Below are 26,217 nucleotides of genomic sequence, written 5' to 3' on the forward strand. Positions count from 1 at the left end.
AAAAGAAATAAGCATAATCATGCAGCATGTCTGCTTCGATTATGCTTATTTCTTTTCTGGCTTACCTTGTATTCGTACCATTAGAACGAGATATTGCAGCCGGATTCGCCCAGTATTAAAGAGTATTAAAGTTTGTCTGATATGAACTTGCCAATCTGAATAGAAGCTGTGGCAGCCGGTGAAGGAGCATTACAAACATGGATACTGTTTTTACCGTAAACAATATGAAAATCATCAACCAAACTGCCATCCGGCTTTAAAGCTTGAGCCCGAACACCTGAAGGTGCCTCAATGAGATCTTTCTCCTCGATTTCCGGAATGAGCTGCTGCAGACTGTGTACAAATGCTTTTTTACTGAAAGAGCGGATCATTTCATTCATCCCTTCCTTCCAATACTTGCCTGCAAGTTTCCAAAAACCCGGATACGTAAAAGTCTCCGCACAATCCTGCAAGGAAAAGTCGGTTTTCCGATACCCTTCACGCTTGAAGCTAAGCACCGCATTCGGTCCTGCTTCCACATGTCCCCCGATCATCCTTGTAAAGTGGACACCCAGAAAAGGGAACGATGGATTAGGAACCGGATAAATCAAATGTTTAACCAAATATCGTTTTTCTTGTACCAATTCGAAATACTCCCCACGAAATGGGACGATTCTCATATCAGAACGAATCCCCGTTCGTCTAACAATCCGATCGCTGTGCAAGCCTGCGCAATTGATCATCCGTTTGGCGGTAAACACTCCTCTGTTCGTTTCAACAACGATTTGATCGCCGCTTTCAGTAATATGCCTCGCTGTTGCATTAAGCATCAGCTCTCCGCCTTGCTTTTGAATAATTTCAGCGAACGTCTCCGACACCTGCTTGTAATTAACAATTCCCGCAGAAGGCACACGAATCGCGCCAATTCCTCTGACATGAGGTTCGATCTCCCTGAGCTCTCCTGCGCTGATTCTGGAAATGTTCAGACCGTTGTCCAACCCTCTTTTATACAAATTATCCAACAGCGGAAGCTCTTCCTTATGGGTGGCTACAATCACTTTCCCGCATATATCATGCTCAATACCATGTCTCTTGCAAAATTCAACCATCGATAAGTTGCCTTCACGGGCAAATTTGGCTTTGAAGCTTCCCGGCTTGTAATAAATTCCGGAATGAATAACACCGCTGTTGTGGCCTGTCTGCTGTTTGGCCCATGAATCATCCTTTTCGATAATAAGCAGTTTCGTGTTTGGATTATTATTTAAAAGAGCCATTCCGGTGGAAAGACCTACGATCCCTCCCCCTATGATGATGTAATCATACACGTTCGTCATTCTTAATATCATGATTTCGCAAACTCCCCGCGAATGCGCATCAATTCCCGGTAAAGCTCCGTATTTTTCTCAAAAGCGGCGCGTCCATGCATCCAGAACATGTTGTTCAACATGATCAGATCACCTTCTGGCAGCTTGAGCGCATTGGTTGCCGGGCTTCTCTCCAACGACTCGGACATTGCCATCAAGTAATGGGATTGTTCTATAGTTGCAGGATAAACGAATTGGTCAATAAAACAAATGCATGGTTTATTGTTAACTTTGAAAAAAGTTGGACGATGAACCACTTGCCCTACATTTTTACTCGATGGCGATTTGTACGTAAATTTATGATCCGCTAATGAATGAGTCGCGTATTGCTCGAGCTCCTCCCAATCATCAAGATGAAGCAGCCTCGATTCTCCACCAACCGCATTTCTTTCTTCCATCTTCATCATCAGCAGCCAATCGGTAGGCTCATCCACGAACGTACCGTCAGTATGCAATGTGAACAAGCGGTAAGCTTGGCGTAAATAGGAATCGCTGTTATCCGTGTCTTTAACAACAAACCGGGCATAATACGTACCCGACATCGCATCGAAATTAGAAGGACCGATCAGATGAGAAACGGCTGTGCCAAACTTTACATAATCATCCAAACTGGTTGTTTGCCCTTGAACACCGATGGTGAACCCGCCGGATTGCCGATCAGCCAGTATGTTGCGCAGTGTTTCCAAAAAACCGGTACCCAACAAATCACGCAATTTGCCAGCCAAAATAAAACGCATATATGGTGTATATTCCAGATGCTGTATACCGGTGCCGCTAAACTCCTGTAAAAATTTCTCTATGACACTGTTATCAAGCACAATATGATACAAACGGTTGTGCTGAGGATGCGGAGTAACCTTATAGCCCGCTTGCGTCTGAACGAATGACATGGGGAATCCCTCCAATATGAATTAGTTTACCGGTATTTCAATATCCAATAGCGGGGGATACTGCTGGCAGCCGAATATATCTCTTTCACCCGGGCTGCCGCTCGGCGCAGAACGGTATATGGTGAATTTAATGGCGAATGCAGGGTCATACTCCACAAAATCACAAATTTTATCCTCGGATATGTTAAAGAGCTTAGCCATGCTTCCTTTCGTAATCCTGCCGCTTCCTTTAACAAGCTCATAGTTTTCACTTTCACGAAAAATGATGTCAAATGTAATTTTATCGGTGCCGGCATTTTTACTTCTGATCGTCTTAGCCAATTCAATCAGTTTCTTTGATTCCAAGTTGATTCCCTCCCTAGTTATGCGCTTCTTGCAAGCTACCGACCTCGATCAGCCGAACATTGAATAATTGCATTGGATCGTCTACCGGTATGACATGGTTAAGAGTCCATTCGTAGGCTGGAGTGCATCTCAACATTTCATCTACAACAAAGGATGCCGTTCCCGCTGTGCCTTTTACCTCCGGAAGCCGTGCATAAAAAATTTGCCGGGTTGCCATCAACGTAACCTGCTCGGCCAGCTCTTTAGTCTCAGCTACTCCTTCAATAATGACACATAGCTCATGTGACTTAATTTCTTTTACAGGCTCCATGTCGCCCATCACACCGTTTTTGCCGAATATTTTAAAATCCAGGAAATACGGTTTATCTGCGGCCATTTCAGCCACTTGATTTTTAGACCACTGGATCACTTTATCAATATTTTGAATCGTATAAGGATCACGAATCCCGGCGATACCGATATATTTCTCCCCAACTTTACCCGCACCCTCCAGCTTCACCTTAATCTTACCTTCGATAGGAACGAATTCGGGTCCGGTTATCCGGCATGTTTTCTCATCATACTGCTCGTAGCTGCAATTGGTCATATCCAGCATCCCACCGGCAAAATACTCGTAAAACGGATTCGTTCTTTCATACATCGCGTGACCGGCGACCGAAGCAACAGTACAACGTTGGTCCGGATGCATAGCCGTCACTTTTACATCCTCATGGGTAATCGTTCCGATTACCGATTCTTTAGCGGCATATGGCTCTGCACAAAACGAAGCGCATTCCAATACTTTGCCCAAATAATAGGACAGATGCTCCGGATAACCTTCTCTAATAGCCGGAGCCGCAAATATTGCCGCATCGCTTGAACGCCCGCCGATTATGACGTCCGCTCCCATGTCCAAGGCTTTGATAAAAGGATGGACACCCGCAACAGCAACAATCCGGTCCGTTTTATCAAGCTGCTCCATAGTAAGATTACTTCTTCCATCCAAGCCTTCAATCTGTATTCCATCCAGCATCTGGCGACGAACATATTCCTTATCCACTTCAGAATAGAAATAAGCGAGTTTGAAGCTTGGCAGGTTATGTTTCTTTGCCAAATCTTTGATAATTTGCACATACATGTCTACTCTACTGTTCGAGCCCGTATCACCGGATGAACCAATAAGCATTGGGACGCCTTGTTCTCTGGCAGCTACCAGCATCAATTCCAAATCATGCACCTGCCAGTCATACATGCCGACCGATTTGTCCGCACCAAGTGGAGCAGGACCGATATCATCACTCCCTGAGTCACAACAATAGTAATCCGGTTTCGTTGCCGCCCCCAGCTTGAAGCTTTCTTCTTTTGTAGGAGCAAAGCCTAGATGTCCATTTGGACTAATGATGCGTAATTGCTTGTTTGTGCTCATTGCAGCCTCCACCTCGCTAAGTTGTTATTACTTGTTATAACCAGTTGTTATGCGCATATCCTATCTTATTCTTTATCGCCTGTCAACTCTGATTTCTCATCCGCTGTAATTAGCGGATGAGATGGCAAGCTACCCCATGGCCGTTATGCTCGACCCAACTTGGTCTTTCTTCACTGCAAATGTCACCTATCCTGTGAATACAACGGTTTTGAAACAGACATCCTTTAAACTGCTCCAACGGTGTCGAAACGCTGCCCTGCAGAATGATTCGCTCTCTTCTTTCGCTCTTTTCCACAACAGGAATAGACGAAAGCAAAGCTTGCGTATACGGATGCTGCGGGTTCGTAAACAGCTCTGACGTTTCCGCCAGTTCGATCAGTTGGCCCAAATACATGACCGCAACTCTGTCGCTGACATAGTGAACTACGCTTAAATCATGCGCAACAAATAAAAAGGTTAGTTCATACTGCTGCTGAAGCTCCTCCAACAAATTAACGATTTGCGCTTGAACCGATACATCAAGAGCAGATACCGGTTCATCCGCTACTATGAAATCAGGCTTCATGGCTAAAGCTCTCGCGATGCCTATACGCTGGCGCTGTCCGCCGCTGAATTGGTGGGGATAATTATCCAAATGGCGCTGCGATAATCCAACCTGTTCAATTAATAGCCTCAACTCGGCCTCTTGATCGGAATGCTTAATAATACCGCGACTCACCAAGGCAACCTTAATAATTTCCCTGACCGTTTTTCTTGGATTCAGCGAAGCATACGGATTTTGGAAAATGATTTGGTTTTTTTGACGGTATTTTTTCAGGTCATCTCCTCTTAGCTTGGAAATATCTTGATTCTTGTAAAAAACATGACCGTCCGTCGCTTCATGCAATTGAATGACTGTGCGGCCGAGCGTCGATTTACCGCATCCGCTCTCGCCCACTAATCCAAGCGTTTCCCCCGGATATATGTTGAAGCTCACATCGTCAACGGCATAAACCACCCGGTCTTTTTGACGCGCTATATATTTTTCCAGAAATGAGGCGTTTTGCTTGTAATATTTTTTGACGTTTTGTACCCGAATTAAAGGTTCCGGCTGACTGTTAGAAATGAGCTGCTGCTTGCTGGATGCCACTGGCTTCACTTCCTCTCTCGTACAATACGCACCGAACCTGATGCTCCTCACTTATCTGTGTCATAGTAACAGCGTTGCTGCAGTCATCGGAGGCATACGAGCAGCGTGCCCTGAAGGCGCATTCGTCTCCAAGCTTGGCAAGATCAACAACGGTGCCGGGAATGGGTTCAATCCGCTGGCGCGTCTTCGTAATCCGCGGAATGGATTGCAGCAGCCCTTTCGTATACGGATGCTTCGGATTTGCGATCAGCAGCTCCGTCGGGCCGCGCTCGACAATTTGTCCAGCATACATGACCGCTACCTCGTGACAAAATTCCGCCGCCATGCCGAGATCATGCGTCACAATGATCATACTGGTGCCATGCTCCTTATTGATCCGTTTCAACAAGTCCAGTATTTGAGCCTGAATCGTCACATCAAGCGCTGTCGTCGGTTCGTCAGCCAACAATAATTTGGGATTGCAGGCCAATCCCATCGCAATCAGTATCCGCTGCTGCATGCCTCCGCTAAATTGGTGCGGGTACGCTTCATAGCGCTGCTCGGGAGCTGAAATGCCGACCTCCCGCATCAAGGTCAAGACTCGCTCCTTCTCTTTGTGCCTGAGCTTGAATCGCTCCAGCCAGCCCTTTTTCTCCGGCTCGATGACACGGTGCGTCTGCAATACTTCATGGATTTGCTTGCCCACCCGGAAAGCCGGATTCAGCGTGGTCATAGGGTCCTGGAAAATCATCGCTATTTCCTTACCCCGGATGCTTCTCCATTGATCAGGTGTTTGGCTTGCAAGGTTGTGGCCATTGTATACAATTTCGCCATCCATAATTTTACCCGGACTTTTAATAAGTCCCATGATGGAAAACAAAGCTGTGCTCTTTCCACAGCCCGATTCTCCAACAAGGCCAACAATCTGTCCGGGCTTCACTGAAAAGTTGACTTCCTTTACGGCTTTTACAACCCCTCCGGCAGTGGCATATCCGATTGTCAAATTTTTAATTTCCAGCATACCCCAGCCTCCCCTCTATGCTGACATCATTTTGCTTTTAATCGATGATCCATAAGATCTCGCAATCCTTCCCCTAACAAGTTGATGCTTAATACCAGGATAACCAGAAATATCCCAGGGATGGTCGAGAGCCACCAGCCGTTCAGCATATATTCACGCCCGGTCGCGATCATCGAGCCCCATGCCGGTGTCGGCGGTTGAATACCTAAGCCAAGAAAGCTCAATGAGGCTTCCATAATCATCATGTAACCGAAGCGAAGCGTTCCAAGCACGACAACCGAATGAATGATATTGGGCAGTATTTCTTTTACCATGATAGCGAGACTTGATCTGCCCAGTGCCTTGGCTGCTTCCACGTATTCTTTCGTTTTTTCAACCATCACCTCACCACGGATAATGCGAAAAAACTCCACCCAGCCTTTGAACGTTAAAGCAAGAATTAAATTATTGAAGCCCGGACCCAAGAAAGCCATCATACCGATAGCGAAAATCAGGAACGGAAAAGCTAGAAGAAGATCTGCAAACCGTGAAATTACCGTATCAAACCATCCGCGGAAATAGCCGCTAATCAACCCTAATACAGTGCCTATAACAATCGAGATCGTTGTTGCTAGTAAACCAATCAGAATTGAAATACGTGCGCCATAAATAATGCGGGACAGCAGGTCCATCCCCTGTTCGTCCGCGCCGAAAATATGGTTCCACTGCCCGCCTTCAATCCAGGCAGGAGGCTTCAGCCTGTCAGCCAAGTCGCCTGCAATCGGGCTGTGCGGAGCAAGCACAGGAGCAAACACCGCAACCAATAAATAAATGGCCATAATAATCCCGCCGCCCATCGCCGAAGGATGCTTGGACAGCCTTCCAATAAATTGTTTGCTACCAGTCAGCCAACGAGTCCATGTACCGGATGCCAGGCTTACTCCGACCTCTTTCGTTTCAGCATACCTGCTAGTGCTCAAAATTTTGACCTCCCGTGTTGGTTATGGCTACATACGCAGCTTCGGATTCAAATAAGTATAAATGACATCTACAAGCAAATTGGCAAGCACAAAGGTTAGCGCATAAAACATAACCACACCTTGTACAAGCGGATAATCCCGGTTAAAAATACTTTCTACCGCAAGCCGTCCCAGACCGGGCCATCCGAACACCGTTTCCACGATCATATTTCCGCCCAGCAGTGCGCCAATTTCCAGTCCAATAACGGTTACTGTAGGAATCAATCCGTTCCGCAGCGCGTGCTTGAGGATAACTTTGGATTCCTTCAAGCCTTTGGCGCGTGCGAGTGTGACATAATCCATCTGCAGCACCTCCAGCATGCTGGATCGGGTAATACGGGAAATGATGGATGCCATTGCTGCTCCAAGCGTTACAGCCGGCAGCAGCAGATGCATCACCGTATTTCGCAATCCATCCCAGTTGCCTGTCAGCAAGCTGTCAACCAGGTTCAGGCCGGTAATATGCTGAATATCCATGCCGAAATCGAGCCTGCCTTTGACCGGAGTCCATCCCAACGAAACGGAGAAAATAAACATAAGTACAATTCCCAACCAAAAAGGAGGCATCGAAATGCCTAAAAAGGCAGTTCCCATACTGGCTCTATCAATAAAGCTGTTCTGCTTTAACGCCGAATAAATACCGATGGGGATTCCTATAATCATCGAAAACAGACAGGCTGCCAAGGCTAATTCAATCGTGGCCGGTAATGTTTCGCCGATTAGCTCCGCAACCGGTCTCCTCTTCTTAAAGGACTCGCCCAGATCGCCTTGCACTATATTGACCAAATATTCCTTCAACTGCACATAGACCGGCTTGTCGAGATTAAACTGAGAACGTAAATGATCTATTTCCTGCTGGCTAACATTTCCTGAATTGCCCATCATCAGATCAATCGGATCACCTGGTGTAAAACGCATGAAAATAAAAACGACCAAAGCTACGCCAATCATAATTGGAATGGTCCCCAAAATACGTTCCAAAATTTTAACCGAGCGCATCGACGTTGGCTCACTCCTTCCTGAAGGAAGGGGACTTAGTCCCCTTCGTTATTTACCAACGCTCACTTTGGACATGTAGAGACTTCCATCCGGTGTTGGATTCCAGCCCTGCAGAGCTTTCACTCCAGCCTCCACCTCTTTCTTCGAGAAGCCAAACACCCACGGTGCATCTTTATAAATGATCTGCTGCGCTTCTTTATAAATCGCTTTTCGTTTTTCGTTATCAATCTCCTGCGAGCCTTGCTTCAACAGCTCATCTACGCGTGGATTGCTGTACATGCTGTAATTGCCTCTGTCTTTAGTAATAAACTTGGGATTCAAGAAATCGAACGGATCCAGTGTGGAATTCCCCCAATCTCCCATAAACATTTGCCTTTCCCCCTTGAGGAGCATCGGCTTCAATACACCAGGGTCCCACACCCGCGTGCTTGCTTCGACCCCGCTATCCCGCAATTGGGCAGCCACCGCTTCCGCAACCTCTTTATTGTTCGCATCCGAGTCAATTACGACCTGGAAGCCCTTCGGGTATCCAGCTTCGGCCAGCAGCTCCTTAGCTTTTGCCGGATTGTATTCATACGGTTTCAACGAAGTATCCAGGGCAAATGCGTTGCTTAACATCGGACCAGCCAAGCGGGTTGCGTAGTTATATAAGATTTTATCAATAATAATGTCCATATTAATGGCGTGGTTCATTGCCTGACGAACCTTTATATTATCGAACGGAGGCTTCTGGACGTTCATTTCAAGCATGTACACCCTTGTACCCTCTACCGTTTTCACATCAACAGCCGGATCTGAAATCAACGTCTTCGCTAACGATGCGGACAAATCATGTATTCGTTGGACTTCGCCCGTTTTTAGTGCCCCTACTCTGGAAGAGGCTTCAGGAATAACATCAAATGCGAGATTTTTAATTTTTGGCGCTCCACCGTAATAATCGTCAAAGCGCACCATCTCGATTCGTTCATCCAGCTTTGCTTTTACAAGCTTAAACGGTCCGGCTCCAATAGGCTTTTCGGCTAAGCCCTTGTCTCCGACTTTCTCTGCATAAGCTTTAGGAATAATTTGTTGAAGCGGGAGCATTGTAATCAGGATTGGCCACGGGCTGCTCAGAACAAATTTTACGGTATAATCGTTGACGACCTGAACTTCCTTAACCCCCTCCAGCAAGCCTTTACGCGGAGAAGTTTTTCCATCGATGCCGTTTTCTTTTAATATACGGTCGAATGTAAATTTTACATCCTCTGCCTTCAGTGCGGTTCCATCATGAAACTTAACGTCTTTTCTAAGCTTGAAAACCCATTCTGTTGGCGATGTATTTTCCCATGATTCTGCAATAGCCGGCCTAATAACACCTTTCTCATCTGCGGTGACCAGACCGTCAAACACATTTCTTAATACGGATTCCGTCAGACGATCCCGATAGTTCGCAGGATCCAAACTCAGAAGCGGACCTTTAATCCCAACCAAAACAGAAGCGCTTTCATTTTTCGAGGATGACTCGGTTTTACCACTTTGCTTTTCACTACCTTGAGAATTGTTTGCTGAACAAGCGACGGTCAAACTGGAGACAAGCAATACAGAAGCGAGCAGAAGAGACAACTTTTTCACCCAAATCCCCCTAAACGATTAGTTTTTAATGATAAACCCATCTTACTGGTAATATCATGTAATGTCAACTTAAATATTGTTAGGTAATCTCCCAATGATCTCACAATCTGATCCAACTCGAAAAAAGATTGCGTTTTCATTGGAATTTCATTTCCTGATAATGAAATATATTGGATTAATAATATCATAACATGTTATATACGTATGCTTGAAGTTCAACTAATTTTCTTTAAATTTAGGAAATGTTTGCAAATCCTCGCTGTATTTCTTAATATAATAAGTATAAGATTGATATGACCTGTCATAACTATTTAAGGAGATGAAATCCGTTGCAATTGGATCGCAATACACAGATTCCTCTGTACGAACAATTGAAAAACTTGATAGCGCAGCAAATTAACGAAGGGACGCTGGAGCCAGATCAGCAAATTCCTTCTGAAAGAGAATTATGCGAGGCTCATGGCGTCAGCAGAATAACCGTCCGCCAAGCGATAGCGGCAGCAGCCAACGAGGGGCTGCTCTACCGTACCCAGGGCAAAGGAACTTATGTAGCCGGATCGAAAATAGAGCAAAAATTAAGTAACATCAACAATTTCCAACAAACCTTGGTGAAGCAAGGCTTTATGGCTTCAACCCAGCTCTATAAAACGGAGACAATCCCCAATAATTTGTTTTACTCCCGTTTGCTGAACGTAAATATGATGGAGCAGATCACCAACATCCAACTGGTCGGGTTCGGCAATGAAGAGCCCGTTGTTTTTTACGACAGCTTCTTCAGTATGCAGATTGGTCAAAGTATATTGAAAGCCGCTCAAAAGGCGGTTGATGATAACGTTCCGTTTTCAACATTGGATTTGTATTATCCAGAATCAACCGTAACCCCTACTCATGTAGAGCAAACGTTTGAATCGATCGTATCTGACGATGCATTATCCAGTATATTGAAAATTGCTACCGGCTCCCCTATCCTTCTTGTAACCTCCATCATTTACGATAATCAACAGCCGGTTGAATACAAGAATGCTTACTACCGCGGAGATAAGTACAAATTTTTTCTGACACGCGAATATTCCGATTTCAATCTCCGTCCAATTAAGGACTGAGATTTGATTCCATGCAACGCGAATTCCCTAGCTGGCGCTGTTGGACGAAAAAAAGAATGGACAGAATTTCAGAGAAAATCTGAATTCTGTCCATTTGAATAAGCTTAAATTTAGCGAGTAACTAATGGGATCAAGGTTCTTAAAGTTCAACGATCTTTGTTGCAACATTTTGGCAAAATTCCTTGTCATGCTCCACAAAAAGAATGGTTGGCGAGTATTCAAGCAGCAATTCTTCAATTTGCATGCGAGAAATAACATCGATAAAATTAAGCGGCTCATCCCAAATATGCAAATGAACTTTCTCGCTAAGACTTTTTGCAATCAGCACTTTCTTCTTCTGTCCTCCGCTAAATGCTGAAATATCCTTTTCAAATTGAACTCTGGAGAAATCAAGCTTTCTTAAAATCGATTTAAAAAGACTTTCATCAATCCCGTTGTCTGCAGCAAAGTCAGATAAATTGCCTTGAAGATGAGATGTGTCCTGTGAAACATAGGATATTTCCAACTGACTATCCTTCCTGAAGGTGCCTGTATAGTTTATATCCTCGCCGCAAATAAGTTTGATGATACTTGATTTTCCAGAGCCGTTTATACCTGAAAGAGCAATTCGCTCACCTTGCTTAATAGAAAAGCTTAGATCTGTACAAACTATCTTCTCACCGTAAAAAATCGATACATGTTCAAGCTCAGCAAGTTGGTTTTTATGAAAAGCGAGCTGCGAAATCTCCAAGCTGTCAGAGCTTTCGATATTTCTAAGGAGTTTGGATTTTTCATCAATAGCCGATTGCTGTCTTTGCTCAATTGCTTTAGAACGCTTCATCATTTTAGCAGCCTTGTGGCCAATATATCCTTTATCTACCTTGGAACCGGAATTTCTTGTTCCGTTTTTTGTTTTTTCCACTTCATGCGACCAGTTGCCCGTCCGTTTAGCTGAATCTGACAAGCGTTTAATATCTTTTCTAAGTTTTTCGTTCTCTGCAAGCTCAAAACCATCTTGTCTCTTTTTGTTTTCCCACCAGCTCGAAAAATTACCTTTTTGAATTTCTATGTTGGTCTTATTGATTGAAAGAATGTGGTCTACACAGTTATCAAGAAATGATCTGTCGTGAGATACCAAAATATATCCGCTTTTGCTATTAAGATAACCACTGACAAGTTTTCTTGCTTGCATGTCTAGATGATTGGTCGGTTCATCAATTAACAGAAAACTATTTTCCTTGATAAATAAAGTAGCAAGCAGCACTTTCGTTTGCTCTCCATTAGACAATGAATCGAAGGGTCTGTACAAAACATCCTCAGAGACCTTTAACAATGAAAGTTCACGCATTAATTTCCAATGAAGATAGTCAGGAAATAGATCGTTGATTACATCAATCGTATTATTCTCCTTGTTTTCAACATGGAAAGGGAAATATTCAAAACCGACATTAGCAGAAATATTTCCGCTATATTCATATTTTCCAAGCAACAAGTTGAGAAAGGTTGTCTTACCTCTACCGTTTCTTCCCGTAAATCCTAATTTCCAATCGGTATCGATTTGAAAACTAACGTTTTCAAAAATATTATCGTAACTGCCCTCATAGGCAAACGTCAGGTTCGTAACATTTATTTGTGACATGAAAATATCCTCCTGTATGAAAAATATAAAAGCTACAAGAAAGTTACTTCTTGTAGCTCAAATAACATACAGCAAAACCAACCCAAATATTGGGTTAGATAAGGACATATGGTTTGAGTGAAAAGATAGAGTAACTTTCTTGCATATAAAGAATAAAACATGCGAAAAAATATCGCTTATACCGTTTTATTTTTTTATATATTTGCAAGAAAAATTACATTATACTTTTCAGCTCCAATCATTTAATTAAAGATATCTTATCATACCCATTTATTAATTTCAATTCCCAGGCTCGTTCGCGTTTCCGCCCAAATCCTTCAGCGTAAGCATACTTCTTTTAAATAAGTCGAGAAGCTTTCGATATTCATCCGAATATGCCGGTTGTTACCTTCCAGCTTGCTCATCATAATGCTGCCTTCCATGACGGAAAGTGTGAATGTAGCTAAAGCATCGATATCGATGGCAGCATTGAACTCACCGCTTCGGATACCTTCGGAGATTATCGCTTTCATGTTGTCCAGCGTACCTTCCAGACCCTGCTGGGCTCTTTGGCGTAAGATCGGATGAGCGTCATCACTTTCGGTAGCAAGATTAAGGAGGGGGCATCCTCCGATAAAAGGCGGCGCTTCAACCACGTTTTCGTATACCTGTAAATAAGCCAACAGCTTGCCAATAGCTGTTTCTTGCTGATTGACTGCATCGTTAATTTTCGCCCCAACTACACTGCCTGCATAGCTGTAAGCCTCGAGAGCAATTTCGTCCTTACTGGTAAAGTGGCGATAGATACCGCCTTTCTTAATATCTGTTAGTTCTGTAATATCAGACAAGGATGAACCTGAATACCCTTTTTGGTTAAAAAGCTCAGCAGCCTTAGCGATAATATGCTTGCGGGTGCTTTCTCCTTTTCGCATAATCAATTCCCCCTTACCCACGTAAAATAATAATTTCATTATAACAAATGAAATGGATCTATTGAAAAGTTAAGCCGTTATGCTACAATAAAGATACCGATCGGTATCTTTATTGTGTGAGAGGAGCTTGCAATGGGTACAACATGGTTTAAGGAACCCCGCTATGCATGGATTGGATTAGGTTCACTTTGGATAATCGGCTTTATCGGCGCACTGACCCGGTTTACTATGGCTTATTTTCAGGTTCAAATTTCAGAGGATTTAGAGATCAGCAGAGGATTCATTTCGATGGCATGGTCTACCAACCTGCTCATTACAGCCTTTTGCGCACCGCTGGGAGGATGGCTTGTCGATCGTTATGGGCCCAAAAAAGTAATGCTGGTCAGCGCAATCCTAGGTACTATAGGGACTGGCACCGTCATACTAGGACATCATCCTATCATTTTCTTCATTGGATATGGGGTTATCTCCGGGTTCGTCGGTATTGGAACGTCCACTAGCTATATGTTGATGTTTGAATGGTTTCAGCATCATCGGGCCAAGGCTACATCACTGTTAGCGAGCGCCTCCTCTGTAGGACTGGCGATCAGCACACCGATTTTCGTTTCCTCGAGCTGGCTGACCTGGAAAGATGCCTTCCTAATCTCATTTGTCCTAGGTATTATCGTAACCTTGCCTACCATTTGCTTTGGTATTAAGGGGCTTGGACTAAAGGATAACAAAGCCGATAAAGTACAGGAGAATGAGATCATTACAGTGGACGACCAAGAAATACCGAAAGCAACCCGTCCTTTGTTCAAGGGCATAGCTGCACCTCTGCCTATATTCATTGTTGTTGCCTGCGCACTGTTCACTTGCGGCTTCAATATGGGGACTGTAGAGATGAATTTGGTCGCCATCCATCAGTCGGTGAATGTGTCGCCGAGCATGATAGCATTATCCATGAGTGTGCTGGGGGTTATGGAAATTACGGGATCGCTCATTTTCGGCTATTTTTTGGACAGAGTTAATAAGTTGGTTATGATGACCATTTTGTACGGCATACGCATTTTGGGATTTGCTTTCCTATTCATACATGTAGATTGGTCACCTGTCCTATTTGCCATCGCCTTCGGTATTACTTATTTAAGCGCTATTCCAGGTGGACTTCTGATCGCCAATGAATTTTCAAAAGGAAATGGCAAACAAACTGGCTTTCTACTTCTTTTTCATCAAGGCGGAGGCATACTCGGTGCGTTGATAGGCGGGATTTCCTTCGATTACTTTAATAATTACCAGGTGCTGATCGGTGTTGATGTCTTAATCTGCACTCTCATGACACTCGGTTATTTCTTCTTGTATACAGCCCTGAAACGAAGCTTCCGACTTCATAATGTGAACGCCTCTGCGTGACACAATTAGAGTGAAGCATCTATTATTTTTGGAGGAGAGCTGCATAATGTCGATGAGAGAGCAATTGGATCAATCAAAGAAAGCTTTTATCGCGAACGCACCTGAAGAAGTGCAATCAGAAATTTTTCGACATATTAGGAAACAACAACAATCCGGTATCGCGTTAGGTTTGAAGGAAGGCGACAAATCCCCCAATTTTAAGCTAACCAATCCTCTCAACGATCAAGTGATCCTGTACGACGAACTTGTAAAAGGACCGGTTGTCTTGACCTTCTATCGTGGCAGCTGGTGCCCCTTCTGCAATATTCAACTGCGGGCTTACCAGCAGATTCTGCCGGAGATTGAGAAGCTAGGGGGCCAGCTAATTGCCGTCACTCCGCAAATACCAGACAACTCTTTATCTCATAAGGAGAAGGAGAAGCTTACCTTCCAAGTGCTGAGCGATCCGAATGGTCGTGTCGCTGCTAGTTATCAAGTTTTGTTTGAAGTGCCTAATTACATTCAAAATGTTTTCACTAATACATTCCGTCTCGATCTCACTGAGTTCAATGCATGCGATCGCTGGGTGCTGCCAATTCCTGCGACATATATTATCGACAAGGACGGGATCATCCGTCGAACGCACGTCAATCCGGACTTCATGAATCGGATGGAGCCTCGGGAAATTGTTGAGCAATTGCAGTAGCTCTGAGAGCAGCATGAAAAGCCCCCCTACGCGGAGTCAAATAAAGAGAAACCGAATCTTTATCAAAGGTTCAGTTTCTCTTTGGCATTGCCTCTGTTGGGTGAAGCCGGGAAGCAGCTACAGTTTTAATAGCGTTCTCAATTCAAGTAAGTCATCAATGATAGCATCCGCTTGTGCTAGCTCGTCTTCTTGGGCAAAGTCAAATCGACAGCCGATCGCCATCAAACCATTGTTTATTGCGGCATTGATATCAGAGAGCCTGTCGCCGACTACTGCAGCATTGACGATGTGATATTTTTCTAAAATACGGCATACTAAATCAGCCTTATTCTGAGTTTGTATCTGTTGGATACTGAAGGTTTCTGTCACCCAATTATCTAACTTGTAATAGCTTACGATGGCATTCAGATATTCGGTTAGCCCATTACTTGCAATAAAGATAGAGCAGCCTGCCTGTTTCAAGTAACCGAAAATCTCGTAGACATGAGGATACAGGGCGCCGCTGCCATTATTAATGTTTGCAATTAACTTCTCGTGGAAAAATTCGTTTGCGCTTTGCCTGAGTACGTTTGAATGATCCGGCAATAACGTTTCCCATACTACTGGCAAAGGAACCCCCATAATCTCACGATATTTTTGAGTTGGTGTTTCGCCCGACCATTCATGAAGCGACCTCAAATAGGCAAACGTTTCTTCGAGGGATATTTCCAAGATTTTGTTTGTTTGAAACAGCGTTCCATCCATATCGAAAATGACTGCTCCTGGCATTCTTTTCTCTCCTATTCTGGATTGATTAAGTGATGATTTTATTTGAGCAAGGTGCACATAGGAACAACAGCTTCCCACCTTTTTATGCTCTTAGGCGCTTTATATCTTGTCTAGGCGGAAAGCCAAACATGCGAGAATATTCGCGGCTGAATTGCGAGGGGCTTTCATAACCTACTCGAAATGCCACATCAGCAGCATCTGCTGATTCGGTTAATAATAGGCGACGTGCTTCCTGCAATCGCAGCTGTTTTTGAAACTGAATAGGGCTCATAGCCGTTACCTCTTTGAAGTGTCTGTGAAACGAGGAAATACTCATACTGGCTATTTCTGCAAGCTCTTCAATGCGCAAAGGCTTATCATAGTTATTGCTAATTTGTTCGATAGCGTCCCTGATTCCATAGGTGCCGCTTCCTTCCAATGCGATTTGTGACAGCGCAGCTCCATACTGCCCTTGCAAAAGCCTGAACAGAATTTCCTTTGTGTAGATAGGAGCAAGGAACGGAATGTCTTTCGGATTGTCTAGCAAACGTGCAAATCTGAATATTGAATCCATTATAGGTAACTCCATCTGACCGACAAACATAGCTCGCTCAGCATTTCCTTTAGGGGTGATTCGAATTTCAGAGTCACTTAAAACCTCTAAGATTTCACTCGCCGTAAATTCAAGTCTAAAACCCAAATACGGAATGTCGGAAGAAGCTTCTGTGACTTGGGCAGTAACCGGCAAGTCAACTGATGCAATAAGATAATCTGCGGGATCGTATTTGAAGCGCTCCTGTGCCAGCCATACCTCCTTCGCCCCTTGAACCACAATGCATAAGGAAGGTTTATACATTCCGTAACTTGGTCCGGTCAATTTTGATCGACGTATGAAAAATAAATTCGGAATGGCCGTTGCGTGAACACCGTCCTGGACTGAATACCGCTCAATTAGTTTGGCAAGTTCATTCTGCTGTTTGGCTATTATTTCAGACATAAGATCCCCCTTGTTCCGTCATTCCTTATAGTTCGATTATATTCCATATTCATCAGTTACATAAGTGTAGTGAGAGGATTAGGCAATCATTTGACATGAATGGGATAACGGTCACTTTTTCATCTGTTGCATAATAAGGTTATACCCCTTTAACAAAAGGGAACAAAGGAGCGTATCGACAAATGGAATATGTGAAACTTGGAAATACCGGCTTGGATGTATCCCGGATTTGTCTCGGCTGTATGAGCTTTGGTGTAGCAGAACGGTGGCATCATCCGTGGATACTTGATGAGGAGCACAGTCGTCCTATCATAAAAAAAGCCCTTGAATTAGGTATCAACTTTTTCGATACGGCGAATGTGTATGCAGACGGAACTAGTGAGGAAATTATTGGACGGGCTCTAAAGGGTTATGCCAATCGGGATGAAATTGTCCTCGCGACAAAGGTACACGGACGTATGCATCAAGGTCCAAATGGCGCAGGGCTTTCACGAAAGGCAATCATGAGTGAGATTGATAAGAGTCTTAAGAGACTGGAAACCGATTATGTTGACCTCTATCAAATCCACCGCTGGGATTACAATACTCCCATTGAAGAAACCATGGAAGCGTTGCATGATGTTGTGAAGGCTGGTAAGGCAAGATATATTGGTGCTTCAGCCATGTACGCATGGCAGTTTCTCAAAGCGCTGCATGTAGCCGAGAAAAATGGATGGACCCGCTTTGTGTCGATGCAGAATCATTTGAACCTCATCTATCGTGAAGAGGAGAGAGAGATGCTGCCGCTTTGCAAGGTAGAAAAAATCGGTGTGATTCCATATAGCCCGCTTGCATCAGGAAGACTGACGCGTGATTGGTCGGAAACAACGCTTCGTTCCGAAACCGATCAAATGCAAAAAAATAAATACGATGCGACAGCAAATGCAGATCGATTGGTCGTAGAGCGTGTTGCAGCAATCGCAGAAAAACATGGCGTTCCCCGTATTCATATCGCACTTGCTTGGTTGCTTCAGAAAGAACCTGTCTCAGCTCCTATTATCGGTGCTACGAAAGTGTCTCAGCTCGAAGAATCCATAGGTGCTCTATCGATTACGTTAACATCAGAAGAAATTGCTTCATTGGAAGAGCCGTATGTTCCCCATCCCGTAGTTGGAGCGGTTTAATCTTTGGCATTCTTGGGAACAAGACCTCATACGGATAAGATCAGATAATTTACAAATAATATTAAAAACTCGGAGGATTTTAGATGCAAAAAGTAATTTTAAACAATGGTGTTGAGATGCCCATTCTCGGTTTTGGTGTTTATCAGATTGCTGAGAAAAATGAATGTGAACACAGCGTTTATGAAGCTATTATTGCAGGTTATCGGCTGATTGATACAGCTGCCTCTTATCTAAATGAAGACGCAGTTGGCAGAGCGATCAAACGGAGTGGCGTTGCAAGAGATGAATTATTTATCACTACAAAGCTTTGGGTTCAGGATGCTGGATATGAGAGCACAAAAAAAGCATTTCATAAATCGCTGGAAAGATTGCAGCTCGATTATTTGGATTTGTACTTAATTCATCAGCCATTTGGCGATGTATATGGCTCTTGGCGCGCTATGGAGGAATTGTATCGTGAAGGAAAAGTCCGTGCGATTGGCGTTAGTAACTTCCAGACGGATCGTTTAATAGATTTGATCATTCATAATGAAGTAGTTCCTGCCGTAAACCAGATTGAAACGCACCCTTTCAACCAGCAAATCGAAAGTGCAAAATTCATGAAAGAGAACAATGTTCAGATTGAGTCCTGGGCGCCTTTTGCTGAAGGAAGAAATAACTTGTTCCAGAATGAGGTATTGGCATCCATAGCTGGAAAGTATAATAAATCCGTTGCTCAGGTGGTATTACGTTGGTTGACACAAAGAGAAGTCGTTGTGATTCCAAAGTCTGTTCGTAAAGAAAAAATTATCGAAAACTTCAATATCTTTGATTTTGAATTAAGTCAAGAGGATATGGAGTCGATTACTACGTTAGATACGAAAGAGAGCCTATTCTTTTCACATCGCGATCCTGAAATGGTGAAATGGATTGGTACCCGGAAACTCGATATCTAACCATCTTTCGAAAAGCGGCAGATTGTGATTACAAAAATGAACTCATTAATTTAACAATAACGTTAAAATAGGGAGCAGATGCTTAGGCAATCTGCTCCCTATTTCGTTTGCAATCTCCAGGTAACAGCATCATTTGACTTTATTGCGAGTGTATAACATATAAGAGTAAAACACAGGAATTATAGATGCAGCTGCAATCACTATTATGAATACGATAACTGCTGCTGAACCGCTTAAGAACGAAGAAATCACGGAAATTACCCCACCGATCATCATTAGAGGGCCTGCAAGCCTATGGGTTTTCCTCCATATTTCTTCATTAGCCAGCGTCCACGGTGTTCGTATTCCAATCATATAATTATGCTTAACCTGGGTCAAGTAATTGCCCATGATCGCGAAAAACAGCCCCACAACAACCATGGCCACCTTAGTTATGTCGACATGATTTCCTAGGTTGTAGGTAATGATCGTCCAACCTACCACCGTTATCAGTACAGTGACACCGACACGAGATACTTCAAATGCTTTAGAAAATTGTTCGTAATTTGCTCTCTTGGGGTCGACGAAACGTAAACCACGGATTATAACCGGTATAAGACCAAGCAAAATAAGCGTGATGATTAGCATTCCTCTGCTCATGGTACCGTTCACTTCATTATTAATACTAAAGTGTGTAGCCATCGTTTCTGGAAGCTGGTTATACAGAATCAATGCCCCGACAGCCGGCGAAATGCTGAGCAAAATAAGAAAGATTTCTCTCATTACTTTCATCATTTTTCATCCTCACTTTTGTTAATAATATTGAACATCCATCCTATGACATCTTCTACTACTGTCGTATGCAGCGTATAAATAATGTTTTGCCCATGCCGTTCGTCTAAGACCAAACCTGCCTGCTTGAGCAAGTTCAAGTGATGAGATATGCTCGGCTTGCTAATCTGGAAATGTTCCGATATCTCCCCGGGACTCATACTTTTGTCTCGTAACAACTGTAAGATTTGCCGACGAGTCGGATCCGATAATGCTTTAAAAGCGTCATTCACAACATATCACCGCCATATTTTGATATTTAGATAAATTTCTAAATGTCTAATTACATAGTACACATAGATTGATTTGACGTCAATAAACATTTATCAGATAAGCAAGATTATACTGTGTTTGACACGATTGCAGTTATGACATATACTGTGCTTATAAATGCGCAGTTAACATTCTGGCCGTGATACGGCGGTTCGTTGATAAAAGAGCGCATATCCAAATTCGGAAGGATGGAGAGTTATATGTCTATTCAAGTTGGGCAAGCGGTTTTATTTGCAGATGTTGTAAGGGATCGTCATTCCGTAAGAAAATATGATGCGAGCTGGACTATTTCCAAGGAAGAAATGACAGAACTTTTGCAAGAAGCTACCCTCGCTCCCTCAGGCGCTAACGTGCAGCCTTGGCGGTTCCTTGTTATCGACGATGCGGAGCTTAAAAAAAAGCTGCTGCCGATAGCGTACAATCAGGAACAAGTGATCCAGGCTTCGGCAGTCGTAGCCATTCTTGGCGATTTGCAGGGAATTGATAAAGCGGAGCAAATTTACAGCGCGGCGGTAGACGCCGGCTATATGAGCGAAGAGGCCAAAGAACAAATACTGCAAAATTTGCGTAGATTTTACTCGGACCCTACGTCTGAAGTCGTTAAACGCTCATCACTAATCGACGGCAGTCTCGTCTCGATGCAATTTATGCTTTCGGCCAAAGCAAGAGGCTACGATACGGTTCCAATGGGCGGTTACGATGAAAAATCCCTTAGAAGCGCATTTCATATTTCCGATCGCTACTCCGTTGTCATGCTGATTGCAGTCGGAAAAGCGGCTCAGGAGGCCCATAAAACGGTGCGCCTGCCAGTGGAGGAAGTCACCTTCTGGAATGCAATTCCAGAAGAAGTGTAAACATTAGGTGTATAGTTGAACATTGGTCCAGCTTGTTGTTCAACTCCTCGAAAACTATTATAATGAGCTTACGAAACAAGATAAATAGTACAACAACATTCACACCAAGATATCGTAGAGCGATTTATAATAAGGAGTGAACGACATGGGTATGACGAATCGGGGGATACCTATAGGACCTCGCCGTTTCGTAATTGCTGTACATGCATTGGTGTGGCTGGCCCGAAGTGAGAAGCTTCTACCCAGTTCGGCGATCGCTTGCCAGGTTAATTCACATGCGACTTTTTTGCGTAGAGTTCTTCAGGTTTTAACTCAGTCGGGGATGGTAGAAGCAAGAGAAGGCAGAGACGGCGGTTATGCACTCGGCAAATCGGCCAATGAAATTACGTTGGCTGACGTCTACGTCGCACTCAAAGCCGAATGTGCAGAGCTGGAAGACAATGATAATTGCAGCGAGGCCGACAAGCAGTTGGATTCTATGCTCGTCACTATATTATTCGATGCGGAGCAGCAAACGATTGAATATCTTCGTCAATTTACGATAGCCGACATGATGACGCGCATTCCATTATGCAATAATAGTTGAATTATAAGTTCCGATACATCCGTGCGCTGCACGGTTTTTTTTGTTATCGAGCATGGGTAGAGACTTATCCCCCGCGCTAAACTGCCCGTTTAATGAAAACAGGAACTGCTGCCGCGGCAACTGCTCCTGCTGTTGTTCAAACTTTGACTTAAGCCCGCGCGAGCAGTGGAAACAGACCGCCGCGGATCGGCTCACCCACGGCAAGACCGAGGCCGTTCGTAATCGTATGCGACTTGCCGCTGTACGTCGTGCCGTCGGTCATGTAGATGATGGCGAGCACCCGGCGCTGATTGTCGGTGACGTTCGCATGGGCGTAGTGGAACGTCAGGCCGTCGTGGAACGTGCAGCTTCCCGCCTTCATGCGGACAATGACCGGCTTCGTATGCTCGTGCTCGGTCCCTTTCGTATATTCGAAGATATCCTGCGGATCGACGAGACTGATCGGGTTCAGCTTGCCAATGCTGCGCGAGCCCGGTATGAACATCATGCAGCCGTTGCGCTCGTCCACGTCATCGAGCGTGATCCAGATCGACAGCGCGCCGGTTTCGTTCATCGGCCAATACGTCAAGTCCTGGTGCCAAGGGGTTGGCTTCGAATCACCGGGCATTTTCAGTAGGGCGTGATCATGAAACAGCCTGATCCCGCTTGTGCCGACCAATTGCCTAGCCATTTCAGCAAAGCGCGAATGCGCTGTATATTTGGCCATGCCGGCATGATCTCGCCAAATATTAACCCGCTGATTCAGCACACGGTAGTAAGATCCCCCTTTTTGATCCGTCTGCGTGGACATACCTTGGGCAGAATTCATCGCTTCGTCCATGTAGTCGCGCAATTCCTCCAGCTCGTCAGCCGTGAGTACGTTGTGGATTTGAACGAAGCCGTTTTTGCGGTAAAACTCGACTTTTTCCTGCGGAAGCAGGCTCTTCGGCTCAAATGTGTCATACATCGGAATCACTCCTTTCGTTTGATACCAATGTACAATGCGGAAGTGCAGCGCATCTTGGCTAATTTGCCAAAAAAAACACGCCGATCCGCCATCCCGAGGGCCACCTCTCCGAAGAGACAGTACCGGAACACGGTGGCCTTGACGTCGCTAGCCAATTATCCGCTGTTTCCGCCTTCTGCTTTCGCCGCCCTGCGAAATTGCCCAGGCGTAACACCTACCAACTGCTTGAACACTTTGTTGAAAAAGCTCAGGTCGTCGAAGCCGACCTGCCCGGCGATCTGTAAAGTACCGGCGTCTGAGGCGAGCAGCAGCTTTTTCGCCATGGCGATGCGCGCTTCGTTGCGGTATTCGATGAACGTTTTGCCAATATGCTGCTTGAATTTGGCAGTGAACGACGACTGGCTCATGCTGCATAATCTGCTGACCTGATCGAGCGATAGCGGGCGGGCATGATGCGTTTCGATGAATTCGACCATCCGCTTCATCACTTCTCGCTCGGGAGCGAGCACCGTCATCGGACGATGCAGCGACCGGTCGTAGCAGCGGCTCAGGAAAACGAACAACTCGATCAACCGCGTTTTGACGAGAAGGCGGTAGCCCGGCTTTTTTTCTTTGTACTCGGAAAGAATTCGACCCAGCAAATGCTTCATTTCCAGCTGATCGTGCGGCTCTACATTCAGGTGGGACTGAAAGTGGACCGACTGCCGCAGAAACGGCTCCACATAAAAGAAGTCGACGAACGAATCCACTGTAGATAACATCTGCAGCTCATTCGATAAAATCGACGGCGCGAACAGCACGTTGTATACCGTCAGGTTCGGATCCTTCCCGCCTTTATAGGAATGCTCGGCGTCCGGCTCGATGACGAAAACGTCGCCTTCGTAGATCCTGTACGTGTCGCCGCGGTAATCGTGCCGGCCTGACCCTTCTGCTACATAGACGAGCTCGACGAATTCATGCGAGTGCGGCTCCACCATCTCCTCTGCTCGGAACGGATACTGAGCGATATGGAACGGAAAGTCGGCGCTTTCGAAATACCGGGAATTGCTGATCCTTGTCAACGCGGTGCCCCCCCAATGCCTTATTTCATCGATAATGGTCCGATGGTTGCAGAGAATGGAATCATGCATACTCGTATGATAGAACATTTCTCTTTTTCGGGGAAGTGGGAGCGATACGTGAAAAAAAGCAGCCTATGTCCGGCAAACTGTGATTCGGATCAAGGCTGCTTGGTTTATTTTGTGGTTAGCGCGATCGGAAAGAGGCCCGAACAGTAGAAAGCCCAGAGCGTAGGCGAAAGAGAACTCGCTGCTCGTCCATGCCACTTCGGCCGGCGATGCATGAAATGCGCCCGTCAATACAGAGCCCATCGGTAAAGTAACTTATATACCAGACACGACAACATGAGAACACCAGACTAAGATGGGCCGTTATTAAAGAATAGCGTGTCGTCGGTGAATTGCTCAATGTCCGAACATCTTCTGTCATGGCGACCACCCGTTCCAATATTATTCCGTTCAGCTGATCAGCCCGCATTATCAGGTTGTGAAATACTGCTCCCGATCAAGGTCAGGAATGAGCGCTGGCTGCACAGGCTGCCATCCGAATCGTTCCCGAGTCAGAGCGCTTGATGCCGGGAGGTCCACCGAAACAAAGTGCGTCAACCAACCGAAGTGGTTGGCTGCCTCCTCGGATGACTTGCTTTTCACCGGAACACCCAGGCGGCGGCCCATTACGTCAGCGATATCACGGATCGGCACTCCCTCTTCACCAATCGCGTGCAGCTTGGCACCCGCAGGTGCCGACTCAAGCGCCAGCCGGTAAAGACGTGCAGCATCGAGTCGGTGCACGGCAGACCAGCGGTTAGCGCCATCGCCCACATAGGCCGAGACACCCGTGCGGCGAGCGACATTGATCAAGGCCGGAACGAAGCCATAGTCGCCATCGCCATGTACCGAGTGCGGAAGCCGCACTACCGACACTCGCACGCCATGCAGCGCCATCGAAAGCGCTGTCGCTTCCGAATCGGCGCGGTGCCTCACTGCGGAGTTAGGATCGGGAGCATCTTCTTCGGTCCCACTAAGGGGCGGCCAGATTCCGCGAGCGCGGTGCCAAGCGCCTCGATCGCGAGCCTGTCTGTCACACCGGAGGCCGTAAGGTTCGAGAAATCGTGAATAAAGGCGGTGTGGATGACACCATCCGAGGCAGCGGCTCCGCGCCTCAGGCTATCGAGATCATCAAGCGAGCCTTGGTGCACTGCGGCTCCGGCCGCGGCGAGCATTGCTGCGGCCTCATCCGAGCGAGCGAGGCCAAGTACCTCGTGCCCTGCTCCTATTAGTTCGCGTACTATGGCGGAGCCGACGAATCCAGTCCCTCCTGTGACAAAAACACGCATAATGAAGTCCTCCTAAGCTGTTAATATAGTAGAGCTACTTGAATACTAACGGTGCGAATCAACGATCAGTACCGCCGGCCCCAAGGCTAAACTCATTATATATTGCGTTTTTCACGGATGTTTGCCTGTTCCGCGTCACTTCTTGCCTAATTCACCGGAACGTTCCCGACCTCTGACTGCGCATGAAAGAATATGAAGGTAACTGACGTCCGATATTCCGCGGGTAAAACAAGAAAACCCGCCAAGCCTGATGGCTGCGGGGTACGAGGGAATAATCGGGGGCGTATGCATCTCGGTCCGTATAGTCCGACACAGGGAAGATGACAGCTTTGGTGCCATCCCATACGGTTGATCAGTCCAGTACTTGTATTTATCGACGTAATTTAGCGATGTCTCTCCTTGGCGGGCTCCCGAAAAAGCGGCTGTAGTCTCTGTTAAATTGAGAGGTGCTCACATACCCCACTAGCAGGCATGCAGAGGTCGCATCCATTGAACTGGAGACCATCAGACGTCTCGCTTCATGAAGGCCAGCGCTTTTTGGTATTGTAGCGGGCTCATCGAAGTGACGGACTTAAAATGCTCGCGAAACGAGGACTCGCTCATGTGTACCAGCTCGGCCAAGTCTGCAACCTTCATCTGCTGGGAGAAGTTGTCGCATAGCCAAGCAATCGCCTTCGCAACTCGCTGCACGCTGGAATCCGCAAAACCCATTTCAGCGACGTGAACGCCGATGGGGCTGCGCAGGACTCGTATCAAAATCTCATCCATCACGAGTGGGGCAAGCAATTCAGCATCGCCGGGATTCAGCAGACAATCCATCAGCCTCTTTACCGCGCCCATAATGCCCAAATCGGCGCTCGGGTAGACAAAGAAAAACGATGTCCGCATCATTCAGAAATCTACTCCGTTCTTCAGGATTTTTTCTTTTGTGGGAGTCGATCTTGAGAACTTCAATGTCTGATCGTTTTGACAGATACTCAAATATCTTTAAACCTGTAGTACCTTCCTGTCCATCAACATATACTTTATATTTCATAATCTCCCTCCAAAACATAGAATATAAATACATTATAATGTATATA

Annotated in this window: 27 protein-coding genes and 1 pseudogene; 7 read left to right on the top strand and 21 right to left on the bottom strand. The window is 45.4% G+C overall.

The features are described 5' to 3' along the window. Window positions 1-125: 125 nt before the first annotated feature. The 9 genes from lhgO to NV381_RS16050 all read right to left on the bottom strand — a co-directional run bounded on the left by lhgO (window position 126) and on the right by NV381_RS16050 (window position 9,720). Window positions 126-1,304 carry an L-2-hydroxyglutarate oxidase gene (lhgO, locus tag NV381_RS16010; protein WP_258214461.1) on the bottom strand — a complete coding sequence of 393 codons (1,179 nt, stop codon included), beginning with the start codon at window positions 1,302-1,304 and terminating at the stop codon, window positions 126-128. A 17-nt stretch (window positions 1,305-1,321) separates the two neighbouring features. Then, entirely contained in the window at window positions 1,322-2,233 is a 912-nt protein-coding gene (gene glaH / locus NV381_RS16015) for a glutarate dioxygenase GlaH (RefSeq protein ID WP_258214300.1), read from the bottom strand. 21 nt (window positions 2,234-2,254) lie between these two features. Beyond that, window positions 2,255-2,578: a DUF4387 domain-containing protein gene (locus NV381_RS16020; protein WP_258214301.1), complete on the bottom strand. Its 324-nt coding sequence runs from the start codon at window positions 2,576-2,578 to the stop codon at window positions 2,255-2,257. Window positions 2,579-2,591: 13 nt separating this feature from the next. Continuing rightward, window positions 2,592-3,983 (bottom strand): DUF1446 domain-containing protein, encoded by a 1,392-nt coding sequence (locus tag NV381_RS16025; protein WP_258214302.1) that lies wholly within the window; start codon window positions 3,981-3,983, stop codon window positions 2,592-2,594. Window positions 3,984-4,092: 109 nt separating this feature from the next. Continuing rightward, window positions 4,093-5,112 carry an ABC transporter ATP-binding protein gene (locus tag NV381_RS16030; RefSeq protein ID WP_258214303.1) on the bottom strand — a complete coding sequence of 340 codons (1,020 nt, stop codon included), beginning with the start codon at window positions 5,110-5,112 and terminating at the stop codon, window positions 4,093-4,095. Beyond that, on the bottom strand, window positions 5,081-6,112 hold the full coding sequence (locus NV381_RS16035) for an ABC transporter ATP-binding protein (RefSeq protein ID WP_258214304.1): 1,032 nt from the start codon (window positions 6,110-6,112) through the stop codon (window positions 5,081-5,083). The genes NV381_RS16030 and NV381_RS16035 overlap by 32 nt, the downstream gene beginning before the upstream one ends. A 26-nt stretch (window positions 6,113-6,138) precedes the next feature. Then, window positions 6,139-7,071 (bottom strand): ABC transporter permease, encoded by a 933-nt coding sequence (locus NV381_RS16040; protein WP_258214305.1) that lies wholly within the window; start codon window positions 7,069-7,071, stop codon window positions 6,139-6,141. Window positions 7,072-7,098: 27 nt separating this feature from the next. Beyond that, window positions 7,099-8,109: an ABC transporter permease gene (locus NV381_RS16045; protein WP_258214306.1), complete on the bottom strand. Its 1,011-nt coding sequence runs from the start codon at window positions 8,107-8,109 to the stop codon at window positions 7,099-7,101. Window positions 8,110-8,157: 48 nt separating this feature from the next. Further along, window positions 8,158-9,720 carry an ABC transporter substrate-binding protein gene (locus NV381_RS16050; protein ID WP_258214307.1) on the bottom strand — a complete coding sequence of 521 codons (1,563 nt, stop codon included), beginning with the start codon at window positions 9,718-9,720 and terminating at the stop codon, window positions 8,158-8,160. Window positions 9,721-10,049: 329 nt separating this feature from the next. Between NV381_RS16050 and NV381_RS16055 the strand changes: the two genes are divergently transcribed. Next, window positions 10,050-10,823, top strand: a complete 774-nt coding sequence (locus NV381_RS16055) for a GntR family transcriptional regulator (protein WP_258214308.1) — start codon at window positions 10,050-10,052, stop codon at window positions 10,821-10,823. Between the two features lie 139 nt (window positions 10,824-10,962). Here NV381_RS16055 and NV381_RS16060 read toward each other — a convergent pair whose 3' ends face one another. Then, a complete protein-coding gene (locus tag NV381_RS16060; protein ID WP_258214309.1) occupies window positions 10,963-12,441 on the bottom strand; it encodes an Lsa family ABC-F type ribosomal protection protein in 1,479 nt (492 codons plus the stop codon). Window positions 12,442-12,758: 317 nt separating this feature from the next. Continuing rightward, the gene (locus tag NV381_RS16065) at window positions 12,759-13,352 is read right to left on the bottom strand and encodes a TetR/AcrR family transcriptional regulator (protein WP_258214310.1); all 594 of its coding nucleotides are present in this window, start codon (window positions 13,350-13,352) and stop codon (window positions 12,759-12,761) included. A gap of 132 nt (window positions 13,353-13,484) precedes the next feature. Between NV381_RS16065 and NV381_RS16070 the strand changes: the two genes are divergently transcribed. Together NV381_RS16070 and NV381_RS16075 are read left to right on the top strand one after the other, a co-directional pair. Then, entirely contained in the window at window positions 13,485-14,744 is a 1,260-nt protein-coding gene (locus NV381_RS16070; RefSeq protein ID WP_258214311.1) for an MFS transporter, read from the top strand. A gap of 46 nt (window positions 14,745-14,790) precedes the next feature. Beyond that, a complete protein-coding gene (locus NV381_RS16075; RefSeq protein ID WP_258214312.1) occupies window positions 14,791-15,429 on the top strand; it encodes a peroxiredoxin-like family protein in 639 nt (212 codons plus the stop codon). A gap of 117 nt (window positions 15,430-15,546) precedes the next feature. Here the strand turns inward: NV381_RS16075 and NV381_RS16080 are convergent. Continuing rightward, a pseudogene (locus NV381_RS16080) lies at window positions 15,547-16,281 on the bottom strand (HAD hydrolase-like protein); the annotation flags it as partial. Further along, window positions 16,280-17,173 carry an AraC family transcriptional regulator gene (locus NV381_RS16085; protein WP_258214313.1) on the bottom strand — a complete coding sequence of 298 codons (894 nt, stop codon included), beginning with the start codon at window positions 17,171-17,173 and terminating at the stop codon, window positions 16,280-16,282. The gene NV381_RS16085 and the pseudogene NV381_RS16080, both read right to left, overlap by 2 nt. Window positions 17,174-17,355: 182 nt before the next feature. On the opposite strand from NV381_RS16085, the gene NV381_RS16090 reads away from it, so the two are divergent. Next, window positions 17,356-18,336, top strand: a complete 981-nt coding sequence (locus NV381_RS16090; RefSeq protein ID WP_258214314.1) for an aldo/keto reductase — start codon at window positions 17,356-17,358, stop codon at window positions 18,334-18,336. 83 nt (window positions 18,337-18,419) lie between these two features. Continuing rightward, window positions 18,420-19,271, top strand: coding sequence for an aldo/keto reductase (locus NV381_RS16095; RefSeq protein ID WP_258214315.1), 852 nt, complete (start codon window positions 18,420-18,422; stop codon window positions 19,269-19,271). Window positions 19,272-19,400: 129 nt separating this feature from the next. Here the strand turns inward: NV381_RS16095 and NV381_RS16100 are convergent, their stop codons facing one another. Together NV381_RS16100 and NV381_RS16105 are read right to left on the bottom strand one after the other, a co-directional pair. After that, the gene (locus NV381_RS16100) at window positions 19,401-20,045 is read right to left on the bottom strand and encodes an SdpI family protein (protein ID WP_258214316.1); all 645 of its coding nucleotides are present in this window, start codon (window positions 20,043-20,045) and stop codon (window positions 19,401-19,403) included. Then, window positions 20,042-20,314, bottom strand: a complete 273-nt coding sequence (locus NV381_RS16105; RefSeq protein WP_258214317.1) for an autorepressor SdpR family transcription factor — start codon at window positions 20,312-20,314, stop codon at window positions 20,042-20,044. The genes NV381_RS16100 and NV381_RS16105 overlap by 4 nt, the downstream gene beginning before the upstream one ends. A 240-nt stretch (window positions 20,315-20,554) precedes the next feature. Here NV381_RS16105 and NV381_RS16110 point away from each other — a divergent pair, with 240 nt between their 5' ends. Both NV381_RS16110 and NV381_RS16115 read left to right on the top strand, forming a co-directional pair. Further along, the gene (locus NV381_RS16110) at window positions 20,555-21,208 is read left to right on the top strand and encodes a nitroreductase family protein (protein ID WP_258214318.1); all 654 of its coding nucleotides are present in this window, start codon (window positions 20,555-20,557) and stop codon (window positions 21,206-21,208) included. A 145-nt stretch (window positions 21,209-21,353) separates the two neighbouring features. Beyond that, on the top strand, window positions 21,354-21,794 hold the full coding sequence (locus NV381_RS16115; protein ID WP_258214319.1) for an RrF2 family transcriptional regulator: 441 nt from the start codon (window positions 21,354-21,356) through the stop codon (window positions 21,792-21,794). Between the two features lie 148 nt (window positions 21,795-21,942). Here NV381_RS16115 and NV381_RS16120 read toward each other — a convergent pair whose 3' ends face one another. From NV381_RS16120 to NV381_RS16140, 6 genes are all read right to left on the bottom strand, one after another. Next, the gene (locus NV381_RS16120; protein WP_258214320.1) at window positions 21,943-22,740 is read right to left on the bottom strand and encodes a phytanoyl-CoA dioxygenase family protein; all 798 of its coding nucleotides are present in this window, start codon (window positions 22,738-22,740) and stop codon (window positions 21,943-21,945) included. 155 nt (window positions 22,741-22,895) lie between these two features. Next, window positions 22,896-23,801, bottom strand: coding sequence for an AraC family transcriptional regulator (locus NV381_RS16125; protein ID WP_258214321.1), 906 nt, complete (start codon window positions 23,799-23,801; stop codon window positions 22,896-22,898). 477 nt (window positions 23,802-24,278) lie between these two features. Continuing rightward, window positions 24,279-24,590, bottom strand: coding sequence for a nucleoside-diphosphate sugar epimerase (locus NV381_RS38215; RefSeq protein ID WP_308861932.1), 312 nt, complete (start codon window positions 24,588-24,590; stop codon window positions 24,279-24,281). Window positions 24,591-24,778: 188 nt separating this feature from the next. Further along, complete coding sequence (locus tag NV381_RS38220) at window positions 24,779-25,135, bottom strand: NAD-dependent epimerase/dehydratase family protein (protein WP_308861934.1); 357 nt, start codon at window positions 25,133-25,135, stop codon at window positions 24,779-24,781. Between the two features lie 370 nt (window positions 25,136-25,505). Then, complete coding sequence (locus tag NV381_RS16135; RefSeq protein ID WP_308861937.1) at window positions 25,506-25,640, bottom strand: hypothetical protein; 135 nt, start codon at window positions 25,638-25,640, stop codon at window positions 25,506-25,508. Beyond that, on the bottom strand, window positions 25,640-26,026 hold the full coding sequence (locus NV381_RS16140) for an AraC family transcriptional regulator (RefSeq protein WP_258214322.1): 387 nt from the start codon (window positions 26,024-26,026) through the stop codon (window positions 25,640-25,642). The genes NV381_RS16135 and NV381_RS16140 overlap by 1 nt, the downstream gene beginning before the upstream one ends. Between the last annotated feature and the right edge of the window lie 191 nt (window positions 26,027-26,217).

It is taken from the genome of Paenibacillus radicis (ex Xue et al. 2023), assembly GCF_024722015.1.
GTDB lineage: Bacteria > Bacillota > Bacilli > Paenibacillales > NBRC-103111 > Paenibacillus_S.